At 68.7% G+C, this 24700-nt stretch carries 16 protein-coding genes; 8 read left to right on the plus strand and 8 right to left on the minus strand.

What is annotated here, in order from left to right; genetic code table 11:
• Nucleotides 1-36 precede the first annotated feature (36 nt).
• From recC to recD, 3 genes are read left to right on the plus strand one after another with little or no spacing between them, the layout of a single operon-like run.
• On the plus strand, nt 37-3384 hold the full coding sequence (recC, locus tag AC13GF_RS11840; protein ID WP_483004724.1) for an exodeoxyribonuclease V subunit gamma: 3348 nt from the start codon (nt 37-39) through the stop codon (nt 3382-3384).
• Nucleotides 3381-7061, plus strand: coding sequence for an exodeoxyribonuclease V subunit beta (gene recB / locus AC13GF_RS11845; protein ID WP_483004725.1), 3681 nt, complete (start codon nt 3381-3383; stop codon nt 7059-7061). Before recC ends, recB begins: the two co-directional genes overlap by 4 nt.
• Nucleotides 7058-8938 (plus strand): exodeoxyribonuclease V subunit alpha, encoded by a 1881-nt coding sequence (recD, locus tag AC13GF_RS11850; RefSeq protein ID WP_483004726.1) that lies wholly within the window; start codon nt 7058-7060, stop codon nt 8936-8938. The genes recB and recD overlap by 4 nt, the downstream gene beginning before the upstream one ends.
• A 390-nt stretch (nt 8939-9328) precedes the next feature.
• On the opposite strand, the gene AC13GF_RS11855 is transcribed toward recD, so the two are convergent.
• The 6 genes from AC13GF_RS11855 to AC13GF_RS11880 form a co-directional block, all read right to left on the minus strand.
• Nucleotides 9329-9727, minus strand: a complete 399-nt coding sequence (locus AC13GF_RS11855; protein WP_483004727.1) for a hypothetical protein — start codon at nt 9725-9727, stop codon at nt 9329-9331.
• 61 nt (nt 9728-9788) lie between these two features.
• On the minus strand, nt 9789-11828 hold the full coding sequence (locus AC13GF_RS11860) for an FUSC family protein (RefSeq protein WP_483004728.1): 2040 nt from the start codon (nt 11826-11828) through the stop codon (nt 9789-9791).
• 3 nt (nt 11829-11831) lie between these two features.
• The gene (locus AC13GF_RS11865; protein WP_483004729.1) at nt 11832-13292 is read right to left on the minus strand and encodes an efflux transporter outer membrane subunit; all 1461 of its coding nucleotides are present in this window, start codon (nt 13290-13292) and stop codon (nt 11832-11834) included.
• Nucleotides 13289-14206 (minus strand): efflux RND transporter periplasmic adaptor subunit, encoded by a 918-nt coding sequence (locus tag AC13GF_RS11870; RefSeq protein ID WP_181453341.1) that lies wholly within the window; start codon nt 14204-14206, stop codon nt 13289-13291. Before AC13GF_RS11870 ends, AC13GF_RS11865 begins: the two co-directional genes overlap by 4 nt.
• Nucleotides 14203-14412: a DUF1656 domain-containing protein gene (locus tag AC13GF_RS11875; RefSeq protein ID WP_005411696.1), complete on the minus strand. Its 210-nt coding sequence runs from the start codon at nt 14410-14412 to the stop codon at nt 14203-14205. Before AC13GF_RS11875 ends, AC13GF_RS11870 begins: the two co-directional genes overlap by 4 nt.
• 108 nt (nt 14413-14520) lie before the next feature.
• Nucleotides 14521-14976, minus strand: a complete 456-nt coding sequence (locus AC13GF_RS11880; protein WP_012481667.1) for a MarR family winged helix-turn-helix transcriptional regulator — start codon at nt 14974-14976, stop codon at nt 14521-14523.
• 612 nt (nt 14977-15588) lie between these two features.
• Here AC13GF_RS11880 and folE point away from each other — a divergent pair.
• From folE to AC13GF_RS11900, 4 genes are all read left to right on the plus strand, one after another.
• Nucleotides 15589-16200, plus strand: a complete 612-nt coding sequence (folE, locus tag AC13GF_RS11885; RefSeq protein ID WP_004141296.1) for a GTP cyclohydrolase I FolE — start codon at nt 15589-15591, stop codon at nt 16198-16200.
• Nucleotides 16201-16312: 112 nt separating this feature from the next.
• Entirely contained in the window at nt 16313-17782 is a 1470-nt protein-coding gene (locus tag AC13GF_RS11890) for a DUF3375 domain-containing protein (RefSeq protein ID WP_107433750.1), read from the plus strand.
• Nucleotides 17769-18470: a DUF4194 domain-containing protein gene (locus tag AC13GF_RS11895; RefSeq protein WP_099552819.1), complete on the plus strand. Its 702-nt coding sequence runs from the start codon at nt 17769-17771 to the stop codon at nt 18468-18470. The genes AC13GF_RS11890 and AC13GF_RS11895 overlap by 14 nt, the downstream gene beginning before the upstream one ends.
• 16 nt (nt 18471-18486) lie before the next feature.
• Complete coding sequence (locus tag AC13GF_RS11900) at nt 18487-21867, plus strand: ATP-binding protein (RefSeq protein WP_483004730.1); 3381 nt, start codon at nt 18487-18489, stop codon at nt 21865-21867.
• 196 nt (nt 21868-22063) lie between these two features.
• On the opposite strand, the gene AC13GF_RS11905 is transcribed toward AC13GF_RS11900, so the two are convergent.
• Nucleotides 22064-22843, minus strand: coding sequence for a sulfite exporter TauE/SafE family protein (locus AC13GF_RS11905; protein ID WP_032130226.1), 780 nt, complete (start codon nt 22841-22843; stop codon nt 22064-22066).
• 102 nt (nt 22844-22945) lie between these two features.
• On the opposite strand from AC13GF_RS11905, the gene AC13GF_RS11910 reads away from it, so the two are divergent.
• The gene (locus AC13GF_RS11910; RefSeq protein ID WP_483004731.1) at nt 22946-23338 is read left to right on the plus strand and encodes a YchJ family protein; all 393 of its coding nucleotides are present in this window, start codon (nt 22946-22948) and stop codon (nt 23336-23338) included.
• 3 nt (nt 23339-23341) lie between these two features.
• Here the strand turns inward: AC13GF_RS11910 and AC13GF_RS11915 are convergent, their stop codons facing one another.
• Entirely contained in the window at nt 23342-24622 is a 1281-nt protein-coding gene (locus AC13GF_RS11915; RefSeq protein WP_483004732.1) for a GGDEF domain-containing protein, read from the minus strand.
• Between the last annotated feature and the right edge of the window lie 78 nt (nt 24623-24700).

The raw sequence follows: 24700 nt of genomic DNA on the forward strand, positions 1-24700 counted from the left end.
ACCATTGAATACTGCCTGCCGTCCTGCACACTGTGCATGATGAGTGACCCAGGCAGCGATTTCCGCCTCTACCATTCCAACTCGCTGGACGTGCTGGCTGCGCTGCTGGCGCGCAACGTGCGTGCGCCGGTACCGGGCCAGCCGCTGCTGGCGCCGGAAGTGGTGCTGATCCCGCAGGTGGCGATGCGGCGTTGGCTGCAGGCGACACTGGCGGCCGAGTTCGGTGTGGCTGCCAATCTCGAATTCCTCACCCCGGGTGAGTTCGTGGCGCGTGCGCTGAAGGCCAACGTCAGCGGAGAGCAGGACGATCTGGACGCGGCCGGCCTGCACTGGAAGCTGTACCAGGCACTGCGTGACCCGGCGTTGCTGGAGCAGCCACCGATGCGCGCGCTGCAGTCCTATCTTGCCGGCGACGACGCATTGAAACCGTGGGCGCTGGCCGGCGAGCTGGCCTCGGTGTTCGAGAAGTACCAGGCCTGGCGCCGTGACTGGCTGCTGCGCTGGGCCGCCGGTGCCGATCCGGCCGATCCGCAGGCGATCCTGTGGCGCACCATCACCCATGGCCACGACTACCGCGCCCGCCGCATCCAGGAGTACCTGGACCGCTTCGAAGGCGCCGGCCAGCCGCTGCCGCAGGGCTTGCCGCAGCGCATGTCTGCGTTCGCGACGCTCAACATCTCCCCCGACGTGCTGCGGGTGATGGCCACCCAGGCGCGGGTGGGCGAGCTGCATTTCTATATGCCGACCCCAGTGCAGTCGTACTGGGGCGACCTGCAGACGCTGGCCGAGCGCCTGCGCAGCGGCGCGCCCGATCCCTTCGGTGAAGCGGCCGGCGAGAACCGCCTGCTGGAAGCCTGGGGTGCGGCCGGGCGCGATTTCATGGCGGTGCTGGGCAGTTACGAGGTGGTGCATCCGGCCGGCGAAATCGCCGCCTATTCCGATCCGGAGGAGGACACCCGGCCGACCCTGGACGAAGGCGGCCTGTCCGACAGCCTGCTGCATCGCCTGCAGCGTGACCTGTTCCACCGCCGCGCGCTGCCCTCGGGCGAGCTGCGCGACGGCCTGCGCAGCGACGACCCCAGCCTGCAGGTGCATGCCTGCCACACCCGCCTGCGCGAGCTGCAGGTGCTGCATGACCAGCTGCGCAGCCTGCTGCAGGACCCGCGCTTCGACCCGCCGCTGCAGGCGCGCGAGATCGCGGTGCTGGCGCCGGACATCGATCCCTATGTGCCATACCTGGAAGCGGTGTTCGGCGGTCGCGGCGGCGAGGAGGAGCACATTCCGTATGCGCTGGCGGACAGCAGTCCGCTGGCGGGCGAGCCATTGGCCGATGTGTTCGTGCACCTGCTGGGCCTGCCGGTCTCGCGCTTTGGCTTGAATGAAGTACTGGACCTGCTGGCCAGCGCGCCGCTGGCCGAGGCGGCCGGGCTGGAAGCAGTGGACTTCGACCGCCTGCATGGCTGGCTGCAACAGGCCGGTGCACGCTGGGGCCTGGATGCGAAACACCGCAACCAGCACCAGGCCCCGGCGGACGACGCCTACACCTGGCAGTTCGCGCTGGATCGCCTGGTACTCGGCCATGCCACCGGCAGCGAGGCCGACCTGGCCGGGGTGGCGCCGTGGATCGAACTGGAAGGCGGTGCGCTGGACGCGCTGGACCGGCTGCTGCGCCTGCTGCGCGTGCTGGCCATCTACCAGCGCCGACTGGGCGAGCTGCTGACCCCGGCGCAGTGGCGGCAACGCCTGCTGTCGCTGCTGGATGCACTGCTGCCGACCGCGCCCAGCTCGCCCAACAGCCAGCGCGCGCTGGAGCGCCTGCGCAAGCTGCTCAACCAGTTCGCCGAAGATGCCGCCAAGGCCGGCTTCGCGGAAGGCGTGCCACCGGACGTGGTGCGCGCGCACTTCGCCGGCGCGCTGGGCGAGGCCGATACGCGCGCGCCGCTGCTGACCGGTGGCATCAGTTTCGGCCGCATGGTGCCGATGCGCCTGCTGCCGTTCCGGGTGATCTGCGTGCTCGGTCTCAATGATGGCGATTTCCCGCGCCGTGACCCTGCCGCCGGTCTCAACCAGCTCACTGCCGAACTGGATACGCCGCGGCGCCGCCCGGGCGACCGCTCCACCCGCGAGGATGACCGCTTCCTGTTCCTGCAGCTGTTCGCCGCCGCGCAGGAGGTGTTCTATCTCAGCTATCTCGGCGCCGATCCGCGCGATGGCAGCGTGCGCGAGCCGTCGGTGCTGGTCAGCGAACTGATTGATGCCGCCGCCGCGTATCACCTCGATCCGCCTGCGGCGGTCCGCGACTTCACCGTGCGCCACGCACTGCAGCCGTTCTCACCGGCGGCGTTCGGTGATGGCGACGCGCGTCGCTTCAGCTATCGCCGCCAGTGGCATCCGGCTGCCGGCCGCCTCACCGGCCAGCGCGGTGGCCTGCAGCCGTGGTTCGACGCACCATTGCCGCCGCCTGCCGACGATGCGGTGGAAAACGAGGTCGCGCTCGATACCCTGCGCCGCTTCCTGTGCGACCCGGCAGGGCAGTTCCTCGCACAGTCGCTGGGCCTGCGCCTGGCCGACGATGTCGAGGAGGTTGATGACCTGGAACCGCTGGTGCTGTCCTCGCGCGGGCCGGAAAAGCGCAGCGTGCAGGCGGCGGTGGTGCGCGCCACGCTCAGCGGCGATACCGAGCCGTTGTACCCGCGGCTGCGCGCGCGTGGACTGCTGCCCTCGGGTCCATTGGGCGAGCGTCAGTTCGAGGTGGAGCAGTTGAAGACGCGCCCGTATGCCAGCGCATTGCTGGGCTGGATGCAGGGCGAACCACTGGAAAGCCGTCGCTACGAAGTGGACATCGACGGCGTGCGCCTGCATGGACGCGTGGCCGATCGGCATCCCGAAGGGCTGGTGCGCCTGCGTGCCGGCACGCTCAATGGCAATGCAGTGATTCGTCAGGGCCTGGACTGGCTGCTGGCCAACGCCGCTGGCGACGCGCTGCCACTTGTGCAGTTCCACGATGGCGGCGACGCCGGCCCCGGCCCGCATGTGCTGCCGGCATTGAGTGCTCCCGCTGCACGCGCGGCGCTGCGTGCGCTGCTGCAGCTGCGCCAGCGTGGCCTGCGTGAGCCGCTGCGCTTTGCCCCGTATACCGGTTGGGTGCTGTACAACGCACCGACAGAAAAACAGCGCAGCGAAGGCTGGAAGCAGTGGCACGGCAGCGACCGCAGCTGGGGAGAATCCAGCAGCGACGCCTGGCAACTGCTGCTGCGTGGTGCCGACCCGTTCGCTACCGATGCCAGCTACGCCGACCTGCTGCGCAACAGCCAGGTGGTCTTCAGTGCGGTGCGCGAAGGCCGCACTCTTGGCACCGAAGCACGCCAGGAGGGCAACGCATGAACACCGCCATCGCTGAAGACGGCATCGAATCCCTCAGCCGCGATCCCTATCTGGCGCTGCCGCTGGAGGGCATCCGCCTGATCGAAGCCAGCGCCGGTACCGGCAAGACCTTCACCCTGGCGACGCTATTCACCCGCCTGGTGGTGGAGCGGGGCCTGCGCATCGGCCAGATCCTGGCGGTGACCTTCACCGATGCCGCCACCCAGGAACTGCGCAAGCGCATCCGCGAGCGCTTGGCGTTGGCCGCGCGCCTGGTCGATCTGGAGCCGGCCGAGGGTGAAGCACCGGACGCGAGATTGACCCGCGACGTGCTGCAGCGTCATCTGCAGGGCGGCTCCGAGAGCGCCGCTGCACTGAAGCGCCGCCTGCAGGTGGCTGCCGACGAGATCGACCTGGCGTCCATCTTCACCATCCACGGTTTCTGCACCCGCGTGCTGCGCGAGCATGCGCTGGAAAGCGGCCACACCTTTGATCCGCCGGAACTGCTGGCCAGCGATCGTGAACTGCTGGAGGAGCTGGCCGCTGATCTGTGGCGTGTGCATGCCAATGACCCGGCCACGCTGGAGCCGCTGACCTGGCTGTGGTCCAACCCGGACGCACTGGCCGCCGATCTGCGCGCGCTGCTGGGCACGCCGCCGCTGCACCCGTTGCCACGGCCGGTGGCGCTGGCCGATCCACACGCGGCGCTGCAGAGCGCGGCCGAGGCACTGTCCGCAAGCGTGCGCGAACATGGCGAACAGTTCTTCATTGACCTCTGCGATGCCGTCGACAACAAGTGGATCAACGGCGTGTCGTACAAGCTGGGCTGGCTGCACCCGCTGGGCCGCCAGCTGCTGGGTTGGGCCGGGCGCGCCGACCCGCGCGAGCTGCTGGCCAGCGAACGCCTGCCGGCACTGCTGCCGGAGGTGCTGGCCGACAAGACCAACAAGAAGTTCCCGGATCGCACGCCGTCGTCGCCATTGCAGGCGCCGTTGGCACGCTATGTCGCGCTGCTGGCCGAACGCGATGCCTGGCTGCGTGGTACCGCGCTGAATTTCCTGCACACGCTTCGCGCCGAAGCCACGCAGCGGCTGCGGGTGCTGAAGCGCACGCGGCGGGTACAGACCTACGATGATCTGATCGATGGCGTAGCACTCGCCCTGGAAGGCCCGCAGCGACTGACGCTGGTCAAGCAGCTGCGCGCGCAGTACCGCATCGCGCTGGTCGATGAGTTCCAGGATACCGACGACCGCCAGTGGGGCATCTTCCACACCGTGTTCGGTGATTCGCCGGAGGTGCGCGAGCTGGGCCTGGCACCGGCGCTGTTCCTGATCGGCGACCCCAAGCAGGCGATCTACGGTTTCCGCGGCGGTGATATCCACACCTACCTGAAGGCCAAGCAGGTGGCGCAGCAGGCGCCGGTGCTGGACCAGAACTTCCGCTCGCGACCGTCTGTGCTGCGCGCGTTGCAGGCGCTGTACGACAACGGTGGCGAAGACGCTTTCCTCGAACGCGACATCCAGTTCGAGCCAGTGCGTGCCGGTGGCGTGCGTACCGACGAGGACTACCAGCGCGACGGCCATGCCGCCGCGGCGCTCACCCTGCGTGTGCTGCGCAGTGGCGGCGACAAGGCGATGAGCGCCGATGCCTCGCGCGATGCGGCGACCCAGGCCTGCGTGGCCGCGATTCACCAGATCCTGGTCGAGGCACGTGCGGGCAATGCCGTGTTGCGTGGGCGCCCGGTGCAGCCCGGTGATATCGCGGTGCTGGTGCGCTCACATCGCGAGGCCACCCTGGTACAGCGCGCGCTGGCCGCGGTCGGCATTCCCGCGGTGGCGGCCGGCAAGCAGAGCCTGTTTTCCACCCCCGAAGCGCGTGATCTCCGCGCGCTGCTGTTGGCCCTGCTGCAACCGGCGGACGAAGGTCGCCTGCGTGCGGTGTTGGCCACCGTGCTGCTTGGCCAGCGGGCAAGCGCGATCGCGGCGATGGAGCGCGAGGGTGACCTGCAACGCGAGTTCCAGGCGCAGCTGCTGCACTGGCGCGAGCGCTGGCAGCGCGGCGGACCGTTTGCGGTGATCGCCGATGTCTGTGCCACGCAGGGCGAACGCCTGCTGACGTTGATCGACGGCGAGCGCCGCCTGACCAATTACCTGCAGCTGGGTGAACTGCTGCAGGAAGCCTCGGCACAGGCGCTGGGCATGCATGGCCTGCTGGACTGGCTGCAGGGACAGATGGCCAGCGCCGACCAGGATGACGAGCAGCAGCTGCTGCGCCTGGAATCGGATGCGCGCCGCGTGCAGATCATCACCCTGCACAAGAGCAAGGGCCTGGAGTATCCGCTGGTGTTCCTGCCCTTCGTCGGCATCGACGGCGGCGCACCGAACACCGCCTCGCACTGCACCGTGCACGTTGGCGGCGAGCGCCAGCTGCACTGGAAGCTGGACAAGGATGGGGCCTGGGAAGCGGCCAGCACGCAGCGTGAGCGCGAGCAGCGCGCCGAGGATGCGCGCCTGCTGTATGTGGGACTGACCCGTGCCGAGCATGCGCTGTGGATCGCCGTGGGTGATCTGGCCGGGCTCGGCAAGACGCGTCTGGCGCCGCTGCTGGGTGACCTGCAGGCGCTGCGCGCGCACGCCGATGTGCACATCGATGACAGTGAGGCACCGGCCGCGCTGCCGCAGCTGGCGGCCGAAGTGGAAGGTGACCTTCCGGCGGTGCGTGCTCTGACCCGGCGCGTGCCGCACGACTGGTGGGTGTACAGCTTCACCCAGCTGGCCCACGCGGACGCCGGTGCCGGCAACGATATCGAAGCGGCGGCCACCGAGCTGCCGGCACCGGCCGCCGACGAACCGGCCGGCCCGGAGCTGCCGCTGGAACCGGCGCTGCCCGAACCCGCCTCCGTCGTCGAAGACAACGTGCCGATCGATCCGCGCTTCATGGGCAGCCGTTTCGGCAACGTGCTGCACGAGGCGATGGAGAACGTCGACTTCGCCGCATGGGGTGACTGGCAACCGGGCCTGGAAGCTCCCGAGGGCCAGGCCGATGTGCTGCGCAAGGCACTGCACGATGAAGGCTATGCCGACGTCGACCTGGACGATGGCGTGGCCGTGCTGGTGCCGCTGGTGGGCCACACGCTCACCGTGCCGCTACCCGAAGGCGGTGCGCTGCACAGCCTGGGTGAAGGCGAGCGCCGCGCGGAAATCGACTTCCATTTCGCCATCGAGCCGACCACGGTGCCGGCGCTGCTGCAGGTGCTGCATGCGCACGGCGTTTCCAGCGCGCGCCGCGGCTTCGGCCAGCGCCGTCGCCTGGAAGGGCTGATGACCGGCATGATCGACCTGACCTACGTGCGTGATGGCCGCTGGTATGTGCTCGACTACAAATCCAACCGGCTGCCGGGCTACAGCCCGGACCTGCTGGCCATTGCCATGCGCCACAGTGAGTACGACCTGCAGGCGCTGATCTATACCGTGGCCCTGCATCGATGGCTGCGTTTCCGCCTGGGCGCGGCCTACGACTACGAGCGTGACATGGGCGGCATCCGCTACCTGTTCTGCCGCGGCCTGGATGGCACCGGCAATGGCGTGCATGTGGACCGCTTCCCGCTGGCGCTGGTGGATGCACTGGATGCGTTGTTCGCCGGTGGCGAACAGGCCCAGGCCGAACTGGCCGCACGTGCCCGTGGAGCCAGCGCATGAGCCTGCTGAAGGAACTGCACCAGAAGGGCCAGCTGCGCACCCTCGATCATGCGTTGGCGACCAGCCTGCAGCGGCTGCGCGACGACACGCCCGAGAGCGTGGCGCTGGCGGCGGCGCTGGCCTCGCTGGCGGTGTCGCAGGGCCACGCCGCATTCGACCCCGCGCAACCGCAGCGGTTGCTGGAAGGCGTGCCCGCGTGGCCTGCCGCGCAGGACTGGCTGGCACAGTTGCGTGCATCGCCGTGGGTAGCGACGCCGGACCAGGCAGAGGCCATCGCCGAGGATGCGCCGCTGGTGCTGGAAAACGGCCTGCTTTACCTGCGCCGTTACCGCGAGTACGAGCGTCAGCTGGCCGCCGGCCTGCAGCGTATCGGTCGACATCCATTGCCGCCGCCGCACATGGCCGCGCTGGCACCGTTGTTCGCGCAGCTGTTCCCGCAGGCATCGGACAGCGAAGATCACCAGGCCCGCGCAGCCGGCGTGACCCTGCGCCATCCGCTGGCACTGGTCACCGGCGGCCCCGGCACTGGCAAGACCACCACCATCGCGCGCCTGTTGCTGCTGCTGGCCGCGCAGGCCCGGCACGCCGGCCAGCCGCTGCCCGAAGTGGCGCTGGCCGCGCCTACCGGGCGCGCCGCCGAGCGCATGGCCGAGAGCCTGCGCGTGGCCGTGCAACGGTTGCAGGAACAAGGACTGGACCCGGCGTTGTGCACGGCGCTGCCCAGTACCGGCACCACCCTGCATCGCCTGCTCGGCGTGATTCCCGATTCACCACGCTTCCGCCACCACGCCGACAATCCGCTGCCGGTGGACGTGGTGGTGGTCGACGAAGCCTCGATGATCGATCTGCCGATGATGGCCAAACTGGTCGACGCGATCGCCAGCGGCACCCGGTTGATCCTGCTTGGCGATCCCGATCAGTTGCCGTCGGTCGAGGCCGGCGACGTGCTCAGTGCGATCCTGCGTGCCAGCGGTGATGGCATCGGTACCCGCGCCGACGACGCGCAGGCACTGCATGGCCTGCTGGCGCCGGCCACGCTGCAGCCGCAGGCGGCACCACGCGCCTTCGCTGGCCGCCGGGTGCAGTTGCAGCGGGGTTACCGGCAGAGCGATGCGCTGGACCTGGCACCGCTGGCGCATGCCGTGCGCGAGGGCGACAGCAGTACCGCGCTGCAGCTGCTGCGCGGCGGTGCATTGGCCGGCGTGCATTTCCACGAAGGCGAAGCCGATCCATTGCGTGGCCAGCGCGAGCATCTGCTGGGCCACTGGCGCGCACTGGCCGAGGCCGCCGACCCTGTACATGCCCTGCACCAGGCCGGGCGCCTGCGCGTGCTGACCGCGCTGCGCGAAGGCCCGCAGGGCGCGCGCGGGCTCAACAGCCGCATCGAACAGCTGCTGGCCGGCAACACCCCGGGCTACTTCCAGGGCCGCCTGCTGCTGGTCACCGAGAACAGCTACCGGCACCGCCTGTTCAACGGTGATATCGGCATCTGCCTGCGCGATGGCAGCGGCGCGATGGTGGCCTGGTTCCCCGGCGACACCATTGAACAACCACGTGCCTTCCACCCGGCGGCACTGCCCGCGCACGAAAGCGCCTTCGCGATGACCGTGCACAAGGCACAGGGCTCGGAGTTCGATGAAGTGTGGCTGCAGCTGCCACGCCAGGACAGCCGCGTGCTGTCGCGCGAGCTGGTCTACACCGGCCTGACCCGCGCCCGCCAGGTACTGCATGTGGCCGGCAGCGCAGAGGTGCTGCAGGCCGCGTTGAAACGCCACGCCAGCCGGTTGGGTGGCCTGGCCTGGCGGCTGGGTGCGGAAGACGTGGCCGAAGCACCGGCACGCATCGAACAGCCTACGGTGCAGGGCCAGTTGTTCTGAACCGGGGTCGGATCCCGTTCCCATCGGGAACGGGCTCTGACCCCTTCACCTGATCGCCAGGCAGAAGCAGTCGAGCATGGCTCGACTCTACAAAAGCGTACTTCGATCATTCCGACGTTCATCCACGCATGGCGTGGATCTACCGTGTCCACCAAGGTTGACACCCACCAGAGCAGAACGCCGTGCCGACAGATCGCAGGAAACTGTCGAAGGCGGGGTGGGTCCGGTTGAGGGGGCGTGAGCCGCATGGATGCGGCGACCGAGCTTACATGGACGTACTTGCAGCGTCCCCCTCAACCGGACCCACCCCGCCAACCCACGGATAGCACGCATTTGACGTTGCCGTTGCCGTTGATTCGGCAGGTGCAGGGTGCCGCCCTGCCGCCCCCGTCATTCAGCGATCAATACCAGACCATCAGGGAACACGATCGCCGCTTCATCAGCACTCACATCGAAGAAGCCCACGCCGTGCTTCTCGGCCAGATCCTGCACGCGCCCGTGCGCGCGCTCGGCCACCGAATACGCGAACGCGCCGTAGATCACCTCGCGGCCGATGCTGTACTCGGTCACTTCGACACGGTCGTCATCGTCGTTGCTAAGCGGCCCGTTCATCGGCGGGAAGTCCTGCGCCATCTCCGCAAACCAGGCCTGCAGCGCCGGGCTGCTGACCGCCGGGTCGTCGTACTCGTGGCGCTCGTTCCACTGCGTCTGCTTTTCGAACCAGGCGATGAAAGCCGCCGCCTCACGTGGGGCGGCACTGGCCTCGAACACCATCATGTCGTAACTCATTGAACCATCCTGCTGCCGTGGCGAAAGGCTGCCGGGCATCGCCCGGCGCCACCGATCATTATCAGGCTGATGCAGCGTCGGCGTCCGCCCACCCCGGCGCCAGCGCCTTCGCCTCCGGGAACAGCGCGAAGCGCAGGCCGATCAGGCCCATCAGCGCCTCGTCGCGGGCCTTGCAGGCGGCCACGCTGCCGACCCGTCCCAGCGAGGTATCCAGCCGCTCTCGCAACGCGTCGGCTGCCACAATCGGTTTGCGCGCGGCGATCTGACGGCGGTAATGCACGGCAATCTCTTCCAGAATGTGCTCGACCGCTTCGCGGCTGCGCTCGGGCAGTTCCAGGCGGGCGCGGCGCAGCTGTAGGATGTTCAGGCCGATGCGCGCTTCATTGAGCATGTCCACCGAGGCGATGTCGCTGCCCTCCGGCGTTGCCGCCAGGCGCGGCGCGAGCAGGCCCAGCAGATCGAGCATACGCGCGGCGAAGCGCTGGCGGTCCTGCTGGCCACGTCCTTCGGCGGCTTCGGCCAGCGTGGTCCAGCCCTGCCGCACCAGCCGGCGCGCGGTCCACTCGGCGCCCACCGAACGGAACAGGCGGGTCATCACCACCGCAAAGCCAATGCCGATGAACATCGCGATCGACGAGTTGAGGAAGGTCTGGATGTTGGCGCTGTAGGTGTTTTGCAGGCTCAGCAGTGCGGCCAGGTTCACCGTCAGCGGCAGCGCGAACAGTGCGCTCTTGGGGTGGTGCAGCATCAGCCCCAGCGGCAGGAACGCCACCGCCAGCACCAGCGCCAGCAGGCCGAAGTCGTGCACCGCCGGGAACACGCCGAACAGGTACACGCCGGCCACCACCGAGGCGACCATCGCCCATACCAGGAACGACACCATGCTCGGTGCCGGATCGTCCTGTGCGGCGAAGAACGCGGCGGTCACTGCGGCCATCATCGCGCCGTTGCCGCCGCCTTCCCAACCCAGCGCGATCCACAGCACGCAGTAGCTCATCAGTGCCACGCCGGCACTGAGCGCGGAGAACAGCGCCATGCCGTAGTCGACGTGCTTGTCGGCAGCCACGCGTTCGGTGCGGATGCGGTAGTGCGCGCGGTCCAGCGGCGCGGTGCCGTGGTCGATGGCGTGCTGCAGGGTGCGGCAGTCCTGCCACAGGTCCACCAGCTCCTCCAGGCGTAGCAGCAGGCTGGCCAGCTGCAGATGTTGCAGGTCGCGGTCCACCTGCGGCTTCAGTGCGCTGATGCGCGCGCGCAGGCGGGCGTACTCGCTGGCGTTGGTCGGGCCATCCAGCCAGTCATGGATATCGTCCACCAGTGCCGGCAGCCCTTCGGGCAGGGCCTGGCCGTCGCTGCGCAGCGCACTCAGGCGGTCGGCAATCGACGACAGCACCGGCAACAGCAGCAGCATGCGCTCGCGCAGGCGCTCCATCGACACCGCCGAACCGGCATGCCTTGGATCATCGCGGCGCAGGAACTCGATCAGCGCCTCGAACTGCACCAGGTCGGCGGCCAGCCGGTTGCGCGGCGCGTGCGCGCGGCCACGTTCAAGGATCTGCCGGCACCACTGCGCGGCGTCTTCCATCCAGTTGCCGATGCGGGCGCGCAGCATCGGGCGCACCGAGGCCGGGAACAGCAGCGAAGCAAACAGCACGGCCACCACCGTGCCGAGGATGATCTCCTCGCTACGTGCCACCACCGTGTCGAAGATGGTTTCCGGCGAGGTCACTGCCGGGAAGCCGATGAAGGCGGTGGTGTAGCCGGCCAGCAGGAACGCGTAGCCGCGCGGCCCGCGGTTGAGCAGGGCCATGAACAGGCAGCCGGTCAGCCAGATCGACATCGCCGCGCTCAGCACCAGCGGCGTTTCCACCAGCGCCGGCAGCACCAGCAGGGTGGCCAGACCGGCCACCAGGGTGCCGACGATGCGGTACACGCCCTTGGCGCGGGTGGGGCCCAGCAGCGGCTGGCTGACGATGTACACCGTGCCCATCGCCCAGTACGGGCGCGACAGGTTGCCGGCCATGGCGATGTACAGCGCGGCCACCGCGGCCAGGTAGGTCTTGATCGAGAACAGCCAGGCCTGGCGGTCGGTCAGCGCGTTCATGGCTTACTTCGCTGCGGTCGAGGCGTTGGGCGCGGCGGCGCTGGCCTGCCAGCCACCACCCAATACCAGGAACAGGTGGATCTGGTCGCGCGAGACCTGCGCTTCGGCGGCGGCCAGGGTGGCGTCGCTGGAGGCCAGGCTGCGGTCGGCATCCAGGCTGGACAGGTACGGCGTGCGGCCGCCCTGGTACAGGCGGCGGTTCTGCTCGGCGGCCAGTGCGGCCTGCTCCTGCGCGATACGCAGCGACTGTAGCCGGCGCAGGTCCTGCGCATAGCGGTCCAACGAGGTCTGGGTCTCGCGCAGCGCCTGCAGCACGGTGTGGTCGAACTCGGCCAGGGCCGCATCGGCACCGGCCTCGGCGGCGTGGATGCGTGCGTGCGTGCCGGACGACGGCAGCGTCCACGAGATCAGCGGGCCGATCGACCACTGCTGGGTCATCGGCGTGCCGAAGTCCTCCAGCAGGCCGGCGGCACCGAGCGAGGCGCCCAGGCGGATGTCCGGGTACAGCTCGGCGGTGGCGACACCAATCCGCGCGGTGGCCGAGGCCAGCTTGCGTTCGGCCTGGCGCACGTCCGGGCGGCGCTGCAGCAGCGCACGGCCATCACCGACCGGCAGCGGCTGCGCCAGGCTGGGGGCATCTGCACAGTCGATCACGCCGGCCGGCAGCTGGCCCGGTGTCTGCCCGAGCAGGGCGGCCAGCGAATACGCGGCCGCCGAGCGCTGCGCATGCAGCGGCGGCAGTGCAGCCTCCAGCAGCGCCACCTGGGCATTGGCGCGGGCCAGTTCCGGTGGCGTACCGCGACCGGCCGCGATCAGGCGCTCGGTGACCGTGCGGCTGCGCTGCTGCAGCTGCAGCGAATGCTCGGCCACGTGCAGTTCGTGGTTGGCGTGGCAGATTTCCAGGTAGCTGTCAGCCACCTGCGCGACCACGCTGACCTGGGCCAGGTCGCGCGCTGCGGCGACCGACTGCTCGTCGGCACGCGCCGCTTCGGCGCCGCGCTTGAGCTTGCCGAACAGGTCGAACTGGTAGCTGACCGCGAACTTGCCATCGGCCAGGTTGATCACCGGCAGCTCGTGCTCCTGCAGGAACGATTCGGCCGACAGCTGCGCGCGGCTGACGCCGGCCTCGGCTTCGTACTCGAAGCCACCGGCGTCCAGTGCCTGTTCGTACACCGCTGCGGCACGGCGAAGGTGCGCATCGGCGGCCTTCAGTTCCACGTTGTCACGCAGTGCCTGGGTGATCAGGCCGTCCAGTACCGGGTCGTTGTACAGCGACCACCAGCGGTCGGGCAGCGCCTGGTTGGCGGCCACCTGCGGGTTCTGCGTATCGATGAAGGCCGCATTGGCTTCCGGGCGCTTGAACGCCGACCCTTCCGGCAGCGCGTAGTCGGGGCCGACGGTCCTGCATGCGGCCAGGCTGGCCAGCGCGACGATCAGGCCAAGACGGGGCAGGGCAGCGTTCACAGGCCCGCCTGTGTCGGTGCGGTGCCGGCCTTGTCGTTGTGCGGATGGCGGCCGGTGTCCACGGTCACCGTGGCGGTGCGACCGGCGATCAGTTCCACGCCCTTGGGTACTTCGTCGATGGCGATGCGCACCGGAATGCGCTGCGCCAGCCGCACCCAGTCGAAGGCCGGGGTCACGTTCGGCAGCAGGGTGCTGCCGTTGCTGCGGTAGCGGTCCTCGATGCCGGCGGCGATGCTCTCGACATGGCCGCGCAGCGGGGCCGATTCGCCCATCAGGCGGATGTCCACGCTCTGCCCCGGGGCCACGCCGCGCAAGCGGGTTTCCTCGAAGTAGCCATCGATGCGGAACGAGCCGGTGTCCAACAGCGCGAGCACCGGCTTGCCGGCCACCACGTAGTCGCCTACGCGCATGGTGCGGTCGTTGACCCGGCCGTCGGCCGGTGCGCGCACCTCGGTGCGGCCCAGGTTGAGCTCGGCCAGGTCGACCGCCGCCTGTGCGGTGGCCAGCGCAGCCTGTGCGGCCTGCAGCTTGGCGCGGCGCACTTCGGCGTCCTCGGCGGCAACCAGGTCCTGCAGGCTGCGGTCACGACCGATCTCGCGGCGCAGCTGTGCCACCGAGGCCTGGCGCTCACCCAGGCTGGCCTTGGCCTGCTCCAGCGCGATGCGGTAACGGGCGCGGTCGACCACGAACAGCAGGTCACCCTTCTTCACCGCCTGGTTGTCGGCCACCTGCACCGTTTCCACCAGCCCGGACACGTCCGGCGCCACCTGCACCACGTCGGCGCCGACATGGGCATCGCGGGTCCACGGCTCATCCATGTAATAGACCCACAACTGGCGCAGCACCAGCAGGGCGACGATCACGGCTGCGCTGGTGAGCAGCACCGGCAGGGTCTTCTTCACGATCTTGTTCACGATTGCATCCAACGCAGGAGGTGGAACAGCAGGCCAAGCACGATCCCGTACAGCGCCAGGTTGAACAGTGGCGGGTGCCATATATGGCGATAGGCACCGGCACGCTGCAGCAGCGCGTGCAGGCCGCTGTTGACCAGATAGGCCAACAACATCAACCCGAGCAGGGTCGGGACGAACACTCCGTGGAGACTGAATTCACCGGGCATCGGTAGGGGCGGGGGCGAGGTGGGGGAGGGGAGGGACAACAGAACAACGGCAACGGGCAAAAGCCGCTGGCGTGTGCACGGCAGCGGCGGTGTTCGGGGGCAGCGGTCTTACGTGATGCGGTCGGCGGCCTCGGCCAGCAGGCGCCATGCCTTCAGCACGGCGTGCAGTTCATCCATGGAAAGCTCGCCGAACACGTCCTGGCGCAGGCCGATCAACTGGTCTTCAAGTTCGCTGACCAGCGCATGGCCTGCGTCGGTCAGCCACAGCAGGTTGGCGCGTCGGTCGCTGGCGTCGCTCTCGCGGCGGACCAGGTCGCTGGCGCACAGCTTGTCCAGCAGGCGCACCAGGGAGGGACCTTCCATGCCCAGCTGCTGGGCCAGCGCCACCTGGCGGATGCCACCGCCGGAGCGGCCGATCATCAGCAGGGGCATGGTGCAGGCGGTGGAGATACCGTAGCTGCCGAGCCGGCTGTCGGCCAGGCGCTGCCACTGCCGCCCTGCGTACAGCAGGCCGGAGCTGAGCTGCATCTGCAGCACGGTGCGCTCGTCGAGGGGTCGGTCCATAAGAGATAGATAGGATACTACTAATTTCATTCCTATCAATGGGTTTTTATGAATGGGCGGGTGTGTTGAGGAAAGCGTTGCGCCTGCCTGGTGTCGGGTGGGGCAGCGGGGGCCGGACGGTGCAGGACACGCCGTGAACCCATCCTTGGGGGCTCGGCCGCGGCATCCATGCCGCGGACGGTCCTGCCCCGCCCGGCCCCCGCTGCCTTCCCATCACCCCGCGAGCGCGGTGGGTTGGCTCTTTAAAGGCCAAAGCAGATGCAGTGCGGACCAAGGTCCGCACCCACCAAAGCTGAAGACACCACAGCGGCGGCGCACCGCTTCCGAAGCCATGAACCCCCGCTTTTGACCCCGCTTTCGGGCGGTCCGGCCGCGCCCGCAGGAATTTGTCGAAGAGGGGGAGGGGCAGGCCGGGCAGGACCGTCCACGGCATGGATGCCGTGGCCGAGCCTACAGGGACGTACTTGCGGCGTGTCCTGCCCGGCCTGCCCCTTCCCCCTCTCGCTCAGCAGCAACGAGGCGCCGCAAGAACCCCCGATGAACCGTCCCAACAGGACGACCCACCCCCCGGTCGGGTACGATGCTCGCCCCCCGTTCGGGACGCTGTACGCAATGAGCAAGAACAACGAAAAGGCCGCCCCGCAGGGCGACGTGACCCAGGACCAGGCCGAGGATGCCGTGCGCACCCTGCTGCGCTGGGCCGGCGAGGACCCGTCCCGTGAAGGCCTGCTGGATACCCCCCGCCGCGTCGCCGAAGCCTACGGCGACTGGTTCAGCGGTTACCGCGACGACCCGCGCGCCTACATGGAGCGGACCTTTGAGGAAGTGGCCGGCTACGACGAACTGATCGTCCTGCGCGACATCGAGTACGAAAGCCACTGCGAACACCACATGGCGCCGATCATCGGCCGCGTGCACGTCGGCTACCTGCCGGCCGGCAAGGTGGTGGGCATCAGCAAGCTGGCCCGTGTCGTCGAAGCCTACGCCCGCCGTTTCCAGGTGCAGGAGAAGATGACCGCGCAGATCGCCCAGTGCATCCAGGATGTGCTGCAGCCGATCGGCGTCGGCGTGGTCGTCGAAGGCGCCCACGAATGCATGACCACCCGCGGCATCCACAAGCGCGGCGTCAGCATGGTCACCTCCAAGATGCTGGGCAGCTTCCGCGACGACGCGCGTACCCGCGCCGAGTTCCTGCGCTTCATCGAAGTGGGCGGCAAGCGCTGAGCCGCTTGCCCGCACCCCGCCGGCCCCTGCGGGCCGGCATGCCCACGGCTGCCTGCACGGCCGCCGTGCGCGGCTGCTCGTCCCCGCCAGCCCTCATGACTCCTTTCGCTGCATGAAGCACCGCGAACGCATCTCCCGTTACCGCCATCTGCGCGAACAGCCCCAGTGGAAGCTGCTCGCCGCCGACCACGCTCCGGAAATCATCGGCCTGCTGCAGGGGCTGCTGATGGACGGCGAGCGCACGCTGTCGTCGTCGGTGCTCAACGAGCGCCTGCAACGCGCGCTGGACCAGCTCAACGGCGACGAACTGTCGCGCGACCTGCCGCGCACCGCGCAGGCCTACATCGCGCACTGGCTGGCCCAGGGCTGGCTGGAGCGCCGTCTGCCCGAAGGCGCCGACCAGGAGCAGTACGAACTGTCGACCGCGGCGCTGCAGGCGATCCGCTTCGCCGATGGCCTCGAGCAGGCCCGCGTGGCCGCCACCGAAAGCCGCCTGGCACTGGTCATCGAACAGCTCTCGCAGCTGGCCGCGCAGACCGAGTCCGATCCGGACGCACGCCTGTCGGCACTGCGCGACGAGCGTGACCGCATCGACGCCGAGATCGCCCGCGTCGGTGCCGGCCGGGTGATCGCGCTGGATGGCAAGCGCGCGCTGGAACGTGCGCGCCAGATCATCGGCCTGGCCGACGAGCTGACCGAGGACTTCCGCCGCGTGCGCGACGACTTCGAGCAGCTCAACCGCGATTTCCGCGAACGCATCATCGACGACGAGGGCGAGCGTGGCGACGTGCTGTCGCAGCTGTTCGAAGGCGTCGACGTGATCGGCGAGAGCGATGCCGGGCGCAGCTTCCAGGCCTTCTGGCGGCTGCTCAACGACGCCGAGCAGAGCGCCCAGCTCGATGCCGCGCTGGAAGCGGTGCTGGCGCGTGGCTTTGCCCGCCGCCTGGACCGCAACGAGCGCAACTTCCTGCGCGGCTTCACCAGCACCATGCTCGAGCGCGGTGGCCAGGTACACGATGTGCTGCAGAACTTCGCGCGCAGCCTGCGCGGTTTCGTGCAGAGCCGTGGCTATCTGGAGCAGCGCCGCCTCAACCAGCTGCTGAAGCAGGCACAGTCCGAAGCGCTGGCCCTGCGCGACGAGTTCCCCGCACAGCGTGGCATCGGCCGTGACCTGCAGCTGACCACCAGCCGCCTGCGCTCGTGGTCGCAGTGGAGGCTGCACGATCCGCGCAGCGCCCAGGTCGATGGCAACGTCGAGTACAACGACGCCGCCGCGATCAGCCTGGAAAGCGTTGGCGATCTGGTCGCTTCATCCGAAATCGACTTCCGCACCCTGCGCCGCGACCTGCACGACCTGCTCGATGCACAGCCGCGGCTCAGCATCGCCCAGGCCCTGTCGCAGCGCGAGGCGCCGCAGGGTCTTGGCAGCGTTATCGGCTATCTGTCGCTGGGCACGCGCTTCGGCAACGTGGTCGCCGGCGAGCAGGAGCTTGCGCAATGGCGTGGTGGCGACGGCCAGATCCGTCGCGCCCGCATCCCGCTGGTTTGGTTCACCCAGGAGAGACGCCATGAGCTGGCATGAAGATCCCATCGACGCACCGCAGGCCGACGTGGCGGAAGACGCCTACGAAGCCGAACCGGTGGCGACCGTGGCGCAGCCCCGCCGTGGCAACGACGTGTACTACCTCGGCGATACCGGTCGCCTGCCGCTGGATGCGCGTCGCGCGCTGTGCCAGCTGCTGATCGGCCCCAGCATCGACCAGCTGCGCCACGCCAAGCTGTGGCCGGCACTGATCCGCAGCGAGGCGGCCATCCGCTCGTCACTGGCGGACCTGTTCCTGGAACTGGTGCTCGACCGTGACAGCGGCGTGGCCTTCACCCGCCAGGCCGATACCGAAGACGTGGATGCGCCGGTGCTGCTGCGCACCTCGCCGCTGACCTTCATCGACTCGGTGCTGCTGCTGTACCTGCGCCAGCAGCTGGCCGAGGCTGATGCGCGCGGCAACCGCGCAGTGGTCGCCGACGCCGAGATGGCCGAAGCGTTGGCCATCTACGAAAAGAACCTGTCCACCGACCGCGCCGGCTTCAACCGCCGCGTCGCTTCGGCGGTGCAGAAGATGAAGGACAACCACATCCTGACCCGCCTCAGCGGCCAGGAAGACCGCCACGAAGTCTCGCCGGCGCTGAAGCTGCTGTTCTCCGCCGAAGACGTGTCCCAGCTTTCGGCGGTCTACCGCCAGCTGCGCGAAACCCCGGCCGCCGAGGCCTGAGAGACCCGACCATCGCATGGCTATCTCCAAGCACACTCCCGCCCTGTTCAACGAAGGCCTGCCGGACCCGCGCCTGCAGCAGTTCCGCATGCGCCGCCTGCAGGTGCACAACTGGGGCACCTTCAACGGCCTGACCGAAGTCCCGATCGCCGAGCGCGGCTTCCTGTTCGTCGGCCGTTCCGGCTCGGGCAAGTCGACCCTGCTCGATGCCATGTCCGCGCTGCTGACGCCGCCGGCCATCGTCGACTTCAACGCCGCCGCGCGTGAAGCCGAGCGCAGTGGCCGCGACCGCAACCTGGTGTCCTACGTGCGTGGCGCCTGGGCCGACCAGCAGGACAGCGGCACCGGCGAAATCGCCACCCAGTACCTGCGCAAGGGCGCGACCTGGACCGCACTGGTGCTGGAATACCGCGCTGGCGATGGTCGCGTGGTCAGCCTGGTGCGCCTGCTGTGGATCTCCGGCAACGGCACCTCGGCCGGTGACGTGCGCAAGCACTACATGATCGCCGAGCGTCCGTTCGACATCGCCAAGGATCTCGGCGGCTTCGACCTGGACCTGCGCAAGCTCAAGCAGAAGCTGTCCGACCTGCACCACTTCGACGCTTTCTCCGGCTACGCCGAGCGCTTCCGCGACCTGCTCGGCATCGACAACGAGATGGCGCTGCGCCTGCTGCACAAGACGCAGTCGGCGAAGAACCTGGGCGACCTCAACGTCTTCCTGCGCGACTTCATGCTCGACACGCCGAAGACCTTCGACGCCGCCGAGCGCCTGGTCAGCGACTTCGCCGAGCTTGATGGTGCGCACCAGGCCGTGGTCACCGCCCGCCGCCAGGTGGAAACCCTGCTGCCGGCGCGCGCCTACTACAACGACCTGAAGGAAATGCACCGCCAGCGCGGTGACGACGAAGCACTGAAGCTCGGCGTCGACAGCTTCCGCGAAAGCCGCCGCCAGGCGCTGATCGAAGCGCGCCTGCGCGAGATGGATGTGCGTGACCGTGGCCTGCTCGGCGAAGAAGCCCAGCGCCGCGCCGCACTGGACAACCACACCGAGCGCCTGGCCGAACTGGAACTGCAGCGCCGCCAGCAGGGCGGTGAGCGCATCGAGGAACTGGAACGCGAGCAGGGCCGCGCCGAAGCCGAGCGCGACCGCCGCAAGGCCAAGCGTGACCAGGCCCAGGAAGCCGCACAGCAGCTGCAGGCCGAACTGCCCGACGACGCCCATGGCTTCGCCGAGCTGGTCGAGCGTGCGCAGAACGAACTGCAGGACCGCCAGCGCGCCTCGGCAGCACTGGACGATGCGATCAGCGACCGCCTCGGCGGCAAGCGCGATGACGAGCGCCGCTTCGGTGAAGTGCGCAGCGAACTCGAAGCGATGCAGCGCACCCCCTCCAACATCCCGGCGCCGATGCAGAAGCTGCGCGCGCGCCTGGCCGAGGAAACCGGCATCGCCGAAGCGGCGCTGCCGTTCGTCGGCGAGCTGATCCAGGTCCGCTCGGAAGAGCAGGGCTGGCAGGGCGCCATCGAGCGTGTGCTGGGTGGCTTCGCGCTGTCACTGCTGGTCGATGACAAGCATTACAACGACGTCGCCGAGTGGGTGAACCGTACCCACCTGGGCATGCGTTTCACCTACTACCGCGTGCGCCGCAACGACGATGCGTTCGCGCGCGAGCCGTCGGCGAAGTCGTTGCTGCACAAGCTGGAACTGCGCGAACACGTGTTCGAAAGCTGGCTGCGCCGTGAGCTTGGCAAGCGCTTCGATTACGAGTGCGTGGATGCCAAGCAGCTGCGCAACGTCGACCGCGGCATCACCCGCGAAGGCCAGGTCAAGCATCCGGGCGACCGCTTCGAGAAGGACGACCGCAGTGCGGTGGGCGACCGTCGTCGCTGGATCCTCGGCTTCAACAACCACGACAAGGTGGGCGCTTTCGAGCGTGAAGCACAGGAACTGGCCAAGCGCATCGCCAGCTGCGAGACCGACATCGCGCGCCTGCGCGGCCAGCGTGATCGCGACAACGAACGTCGTCTGGCCTGCCACGAGCTGGTCAGCATCAGCTGGAACGAGATCGACATCGCCGCCCCGCAGCAGCGCCTGAGCGATATCGAGGCCACCCTGCGCGACCTGCGTGAAGGCAACGCCGATCTCGCCAAGCTGGCCAAGCAGATCGACGCCGTGCGCGCCGACATCGAGCAGTCCCGCCGTACCTATGAAGACGTCCGCGTCGAGCGTGGACAGCTGGTCAAGGAGCGCGATCGCCTCGACCGCGCACGCCAGCAGAGCCGTGCGCTGGTGCTGCCGAGCCTGGCCCAGGAGCAGGAAGCCGGCCTTTCCGAGCGCCTGCAGGAGCAGGGCCCGCTCAGCCTGGAAACGCTGGAAGCGCACATGCGCCAGGTCAGCAACGCACTGAACGAGCAGCTGTCGTCCTCGCAGCAGGACCTCAACCGCATCGAAAACCAGCTGATCGGCTGCTTCCGTCGCTTCATCCAGCAGTGGCCGGAGGAATCGGGTGACTTCACCGTCTCGGTGGCCTCGGCCGAGGACTTCCTCGCCCGCCTCGAACGCCTGGAGCGCGATGGCCTGCCGCAGCACGAAGAGCGCTTCTTCGATCTGCTGCAGAACCAGAGCAAGAACAACCTGCTGGCCCTGCAGCGTCACAGCGCCGAGGCCCGCAAGTCGATCGGCCAGCGCCTGGACGAAGTGAACGCCAGCCTGGAACAGGTGCCGTTCAACCGTGGCACGCTGCTGACCATCGAACTGAACGATCGCCGCCTGCCGGAAGTCGGCGAGTTCCACCTGCAGCTGCGCGAAGTGCTGTCGCAGCAGCAGACCGAACAGCGCGAGCTGGCCGAATCGCAGTTCACTGTGCTGCGCCAGCTGGTCAACCGCCTGGGCTCGCAGGAAGGCGAGGACAAGCGCTGGCGCGAGCTGGTGCTGGACGTGCGCATGCACGTGGAGTTCATCGGCGTCGAGCTGGATGCGGAAACGCGCCAGCAGGTCGAGATCTACCGCAGCGGCGCTGGCAAGTCCGGCGGCCAGCGCCAGAAGCTGGCCACCACCTGCCTGGCGGCCGCGCTGCGCTACCAGCTCGGCGGTGCCGACAGCCAGCTGCCCAGCTACGCCGCCGTTGTGCTCGACGAAGCCTTCGACAAGGCCGACAACGAGTTCACCGCACTGGCGATGAACATCTTCGACAACTTCGGCTTCCAGATGGTGGTCGCCACCCCGTTGAAGTCGGTGATGACGCTGGAACCGTTCATCGGCGGCGCCTGCTTCGTCGAAATCAGCGGCCGCCACGACTCTGGCGTGCTGCTGATCGAGTACGACGAAGAAGGCAAGCGCCTGAAGCTGCCCGAGCGCAGCCGCCAGCAGGCCAACGAACCGGAAGAAGCCGAGGCCTGACCTGGCCGATTGAATGGGAATGCCGGCCAGCGGCCGGCACTACCGGGTCATGAACCGCCGATGGGGTAGTGCCGGCCGCTGGCCGGCAGCACCTCGCGCCCAAGCATTCTGTAGAGCCGAGCCATGCTCGGCTGCTCTTCGCGATGGGAAACCGTGTGCCAACCAAGGTTGGCACCTACCGGGTCATGAGGCGCATTCACGCCCCGCGTAACGTATCCCACGCCATCCGCGCGATCAGCACCACCACCAGCCCCACGAACAGCTTGCGGATGAACGGCGTGCCGCCCTTCAGCGCCAGGCGCGTGCCCACCACCGAACCGATGATGTTGGCCGCCGCCATCGGCAGCGCGAACAGCCACAGGATGTTGCCGGTCGGCACGAAGAACGAGATCGCTGCCACATTGGTGGCCAGGTTCACCACCTTCGACGCCGCTGACGCGCGCAGGAAATCCAGCCCGAAGAAGCGCACGAACAGGAAGATCAGGAAGCTGCCGGTGCCCGGCCCGAAGAAGCCGTCGTAGAAACCGATCGCCGCACCGATCGCCAGCGCGATCACCAGCTCGCGGCGACCGATCTCCTGCGGGCGGTGCAGCGCGCCGAAGTCCTTCTTCCACAGTGTGTAGGCCAGCATCGCGATCAGCAGCACCAGCACCAGCGGGCGCACCGCATCCTTGGGCAGCAGGCTCACCGCAGTGGCCCCGGCGAAGGAGAAGATGAAGGCCGTGCCGGCCGCGAACAGTACCGGTTTCCACGGGAAGCGTACGTTGCGCGCATAGCGCCAGGCGGCCGCACCGGTACCGAACATCGAACTGAACTTGTTGGTACCGAACAGCATCGCTGGCGTCTGCTGCGGCAACACAGTGAACAGTCCCGGCAGCTGCACCAGGCCACCGCCACCTACGGCGGCATCCACAAGACCGGCGATGAAGGCGATCACCACCAGCCACCACAACTCGGGGGGAACCAGTTCCAGCACGGCGATCAATCAAGGTGGGGGCGCGACAGCATACGCCTGTCCTGTACCCGGCGACTTGTGTCGCGCGTGGATCAATCCGCGCAACCCGGCGACAATGCCGGCATGAGCCGAAAACCTGCCGATCCCTGTCCATGCGGCCTGCCCGCCGACTATGCCGCCTGCTGCGGCCGCTTCCATGACGGTGAAGCCGCGCCGGATGCCGAGCGCCTGATGCGTTCGCGCTACAGCGCCTATGTGCGGGGCCTGGCCGACTACCTGCGCCAGAGCTGGCACCCGGACACGCGTCCGGCCGAGCTGTCGCTGGATGATGCGCCCGGCCAGCGTACGCATTGGCTGGGCCTGACCGTGCACGAGCACACCGTCACCGGCGCCGACAGCGCCGAGGTCCGGTTCACCGCGCGCTACCGGGTGGGCGGCGGCAGCGCGGTGAAGATGACCGAGCACAGCCGCTTCCTGCGCATCGACGGCCGCTGGTACTACCTCGACGCGGTCTGAGCCTCAGCCACCGCGTACTGCCAGCACGTCCTGGCTGGCATGCGCGCGCACCTGGTTGCGGCCGCCGTCCTTGGCGACATACAGCGCCTGGTCAGCCGCCTTGACCACGGCCGCCGGCCGCGGACCGACACGGGTGTCGGCCAGGCCGATGCTCACCGTCACCTGCACTACCTGTCCGCTGCCGCCGCGCCCGCGCTGCTGGCGCCCGGCGTCATCGTCGCGGCTGCGGGTGCTGCGGTCACGCAGCTGCATGCGGGTGTCCTCGATGCTCCGCCGCAAGGCTTCCACGGCATCGATGCAGGCCATTGCCGGGCGGTCCAGGAACACCACCGCGAACTCCTCGCCGCCATAGCGGAACGCACGGCCACCATCTCCCACCCGCGCCAGCCGCGAGGCCACCAGGCGCAGCACGTCGTCGCCGGTGTCGTGGCCGTGGGTGTCGTTGAACGATTTGAAATGGTCCACGTCCACCATCGCGATGCTGTAGGTGCCGCGTGCCCGCTGCAGGGTCTCGTTGAACGCGCGGCGCCCTGGCAGGCCGGTCAGCTCATCGCGGAAGGCCATGTGGAAGGACTCCTGCAGCATCGCACCCAGCATCAGCAGCAGGGCGGCGCTGCTCAGCGCCGGCAGCAGCACCGGCTGCAGGAACACCCTCGGCAGCATCCACCACAGGCACAGCAGGGCCAGCAGCATTGCTGTATGCAGCGGCCGCGGATGCCGCCATGCCTGCCAGCCCAGCGCCGCCGTGGCCAGCAGGAACAGCAGCGCCGGCAGCTGCGCCAGCGCGTTCCAGTCGGCCGGGATCCACGCCCAGTGACGGTTCGACAGCAGATCGTGCATGCCGCGCGGCTGTTGCGTGGCCAGCAGCAGGAAGATCAGCAGTGCCGTACCGCTGGCGACGGAGCGCAACAGCAGGTCGTGGCGGCGCCGCCCGCGCTCGGGCCACAACGACAGGCCGGCGAACAGCAATGGCAGCCACGCCGAGATGGCATGGAAGCGCAGGGGTGTCAGCGCGCCGACATGACCGTTGCGCAGGTAGCCGCCGACATCCTGGTGCAGCAGCGCGAACATCACCGCCACCACCAGCAGCAGGCACAGCGAACGTACCTGATGGTAGAGCAGGGCCAGGCCGGCACCGAGGCAGGCCAGCAGCCAGGGCAGGATGCGCTGCGCCGGGCTGGCCACGTCTGCGGTATCCAATGCGGTCCATACCACCACGGCAACCAGCAGGGCGGGCAGCACGAACAGGTAGTGCGCAGGCTGGCGGAGCGGATGCAGGGGCAAGCAGGAATTCCAGCGCGGTGACGACGCGGCCGCAGCATTGCCGTTAGCGGCGCGCGTGCCTGCATCTTGAATGCGGGG

Source organism: Stenotrophomonas sp. 22LJNL06-5-1 (assembly GCF_056861455.1).

Excerpts from the sequence above, each read along its gene's own strand:
- recC (WP_483004724.1), top strand. The coding sequence starts at position 37 with ATGATGAGTGACCCAGGCAGCGATTTCCGCCTCTACCATTCCAACTCG.
- recB (WP_483004725.1), top strand. The coding sequence starts at position 3,381 with ATGAACACCGCCATCGCTGAAGACGGCATCGAATCCCTCAGCCGCGAT.
- recD (WP_483004726.1), top strand. The coding sequence starts at position 7,058 with ATGAGCCTGCTGAAGGAACTGCACCAGAAGGGCCAGCTGCGCACCCTC.
- AC13GF_RS11855 (WP_483004727.1), bottom strand. The coding sequence starts at position 9,727 with ATGAGTTACGACATGATGGTGTTCGAGGCCAGTGCCGCCCCACGTGAG.
- AC13GF_RS11860 (WP_483004728.1), bottom strand. The coding sequence starts at position 11,828 with ATGAACGCGCTGACCGACCGCCAGGCCTGGCTGTTCTCGATCAAGACC.
- AC13GF_RS11875 (WP_005411696.1), bottom strand. The coding sequence starts at position 14,412 with ATGCCCGGTGAATTCAGTCTCCACGGAGTGTTCGTCCCGACCCTGCTC.
- AC13GF_RS11880 (WP_012481667.1), bottom strand. The coding sequence starts at position 14,976 with ATGGACCGACCCCTCGACGAGCGCACCGTGCTGCAGATGCAGCTCAGC.
- folE (WP_004141296.1), top strand. The coding sequence starts at position 15,589 with ATGAGCAAGAACAACGAAAAGGCCGCCCCGCAGGGCGACGTGACCCAG.
- AC13GF_RS11890 (WP_107433750.1), top strand. The coding sequence starts at position 16,313 with ATGAAGCACCGCGAACGCATCTCCCGTTACCGCCATCTGCGCGAACAG.
- AC13GF_RS11895 (WP_099552819.1), top strand. The coding sequence starts at position 17,769 with ATGAGCTGGCATGAAGATCCCATCGACGCACCGCAGGCCGACGTGGCG.
- AC13GF_RS11900 (WP_483004730.1), top strand. The coding sequence starts at position 18,487 with ATGGCTATCTCCAAGCACACTCCCGCCCTGTTCAACGAAGGCCTGCCG.
- AC13GF_RS11910 (WP_483004731.1), top strand. The coding sequence starts at position 22,946 with ATGAGCCGAAAACCTGCCGATCCCTGTCCATGCGGCCTGCCCGCCGAC.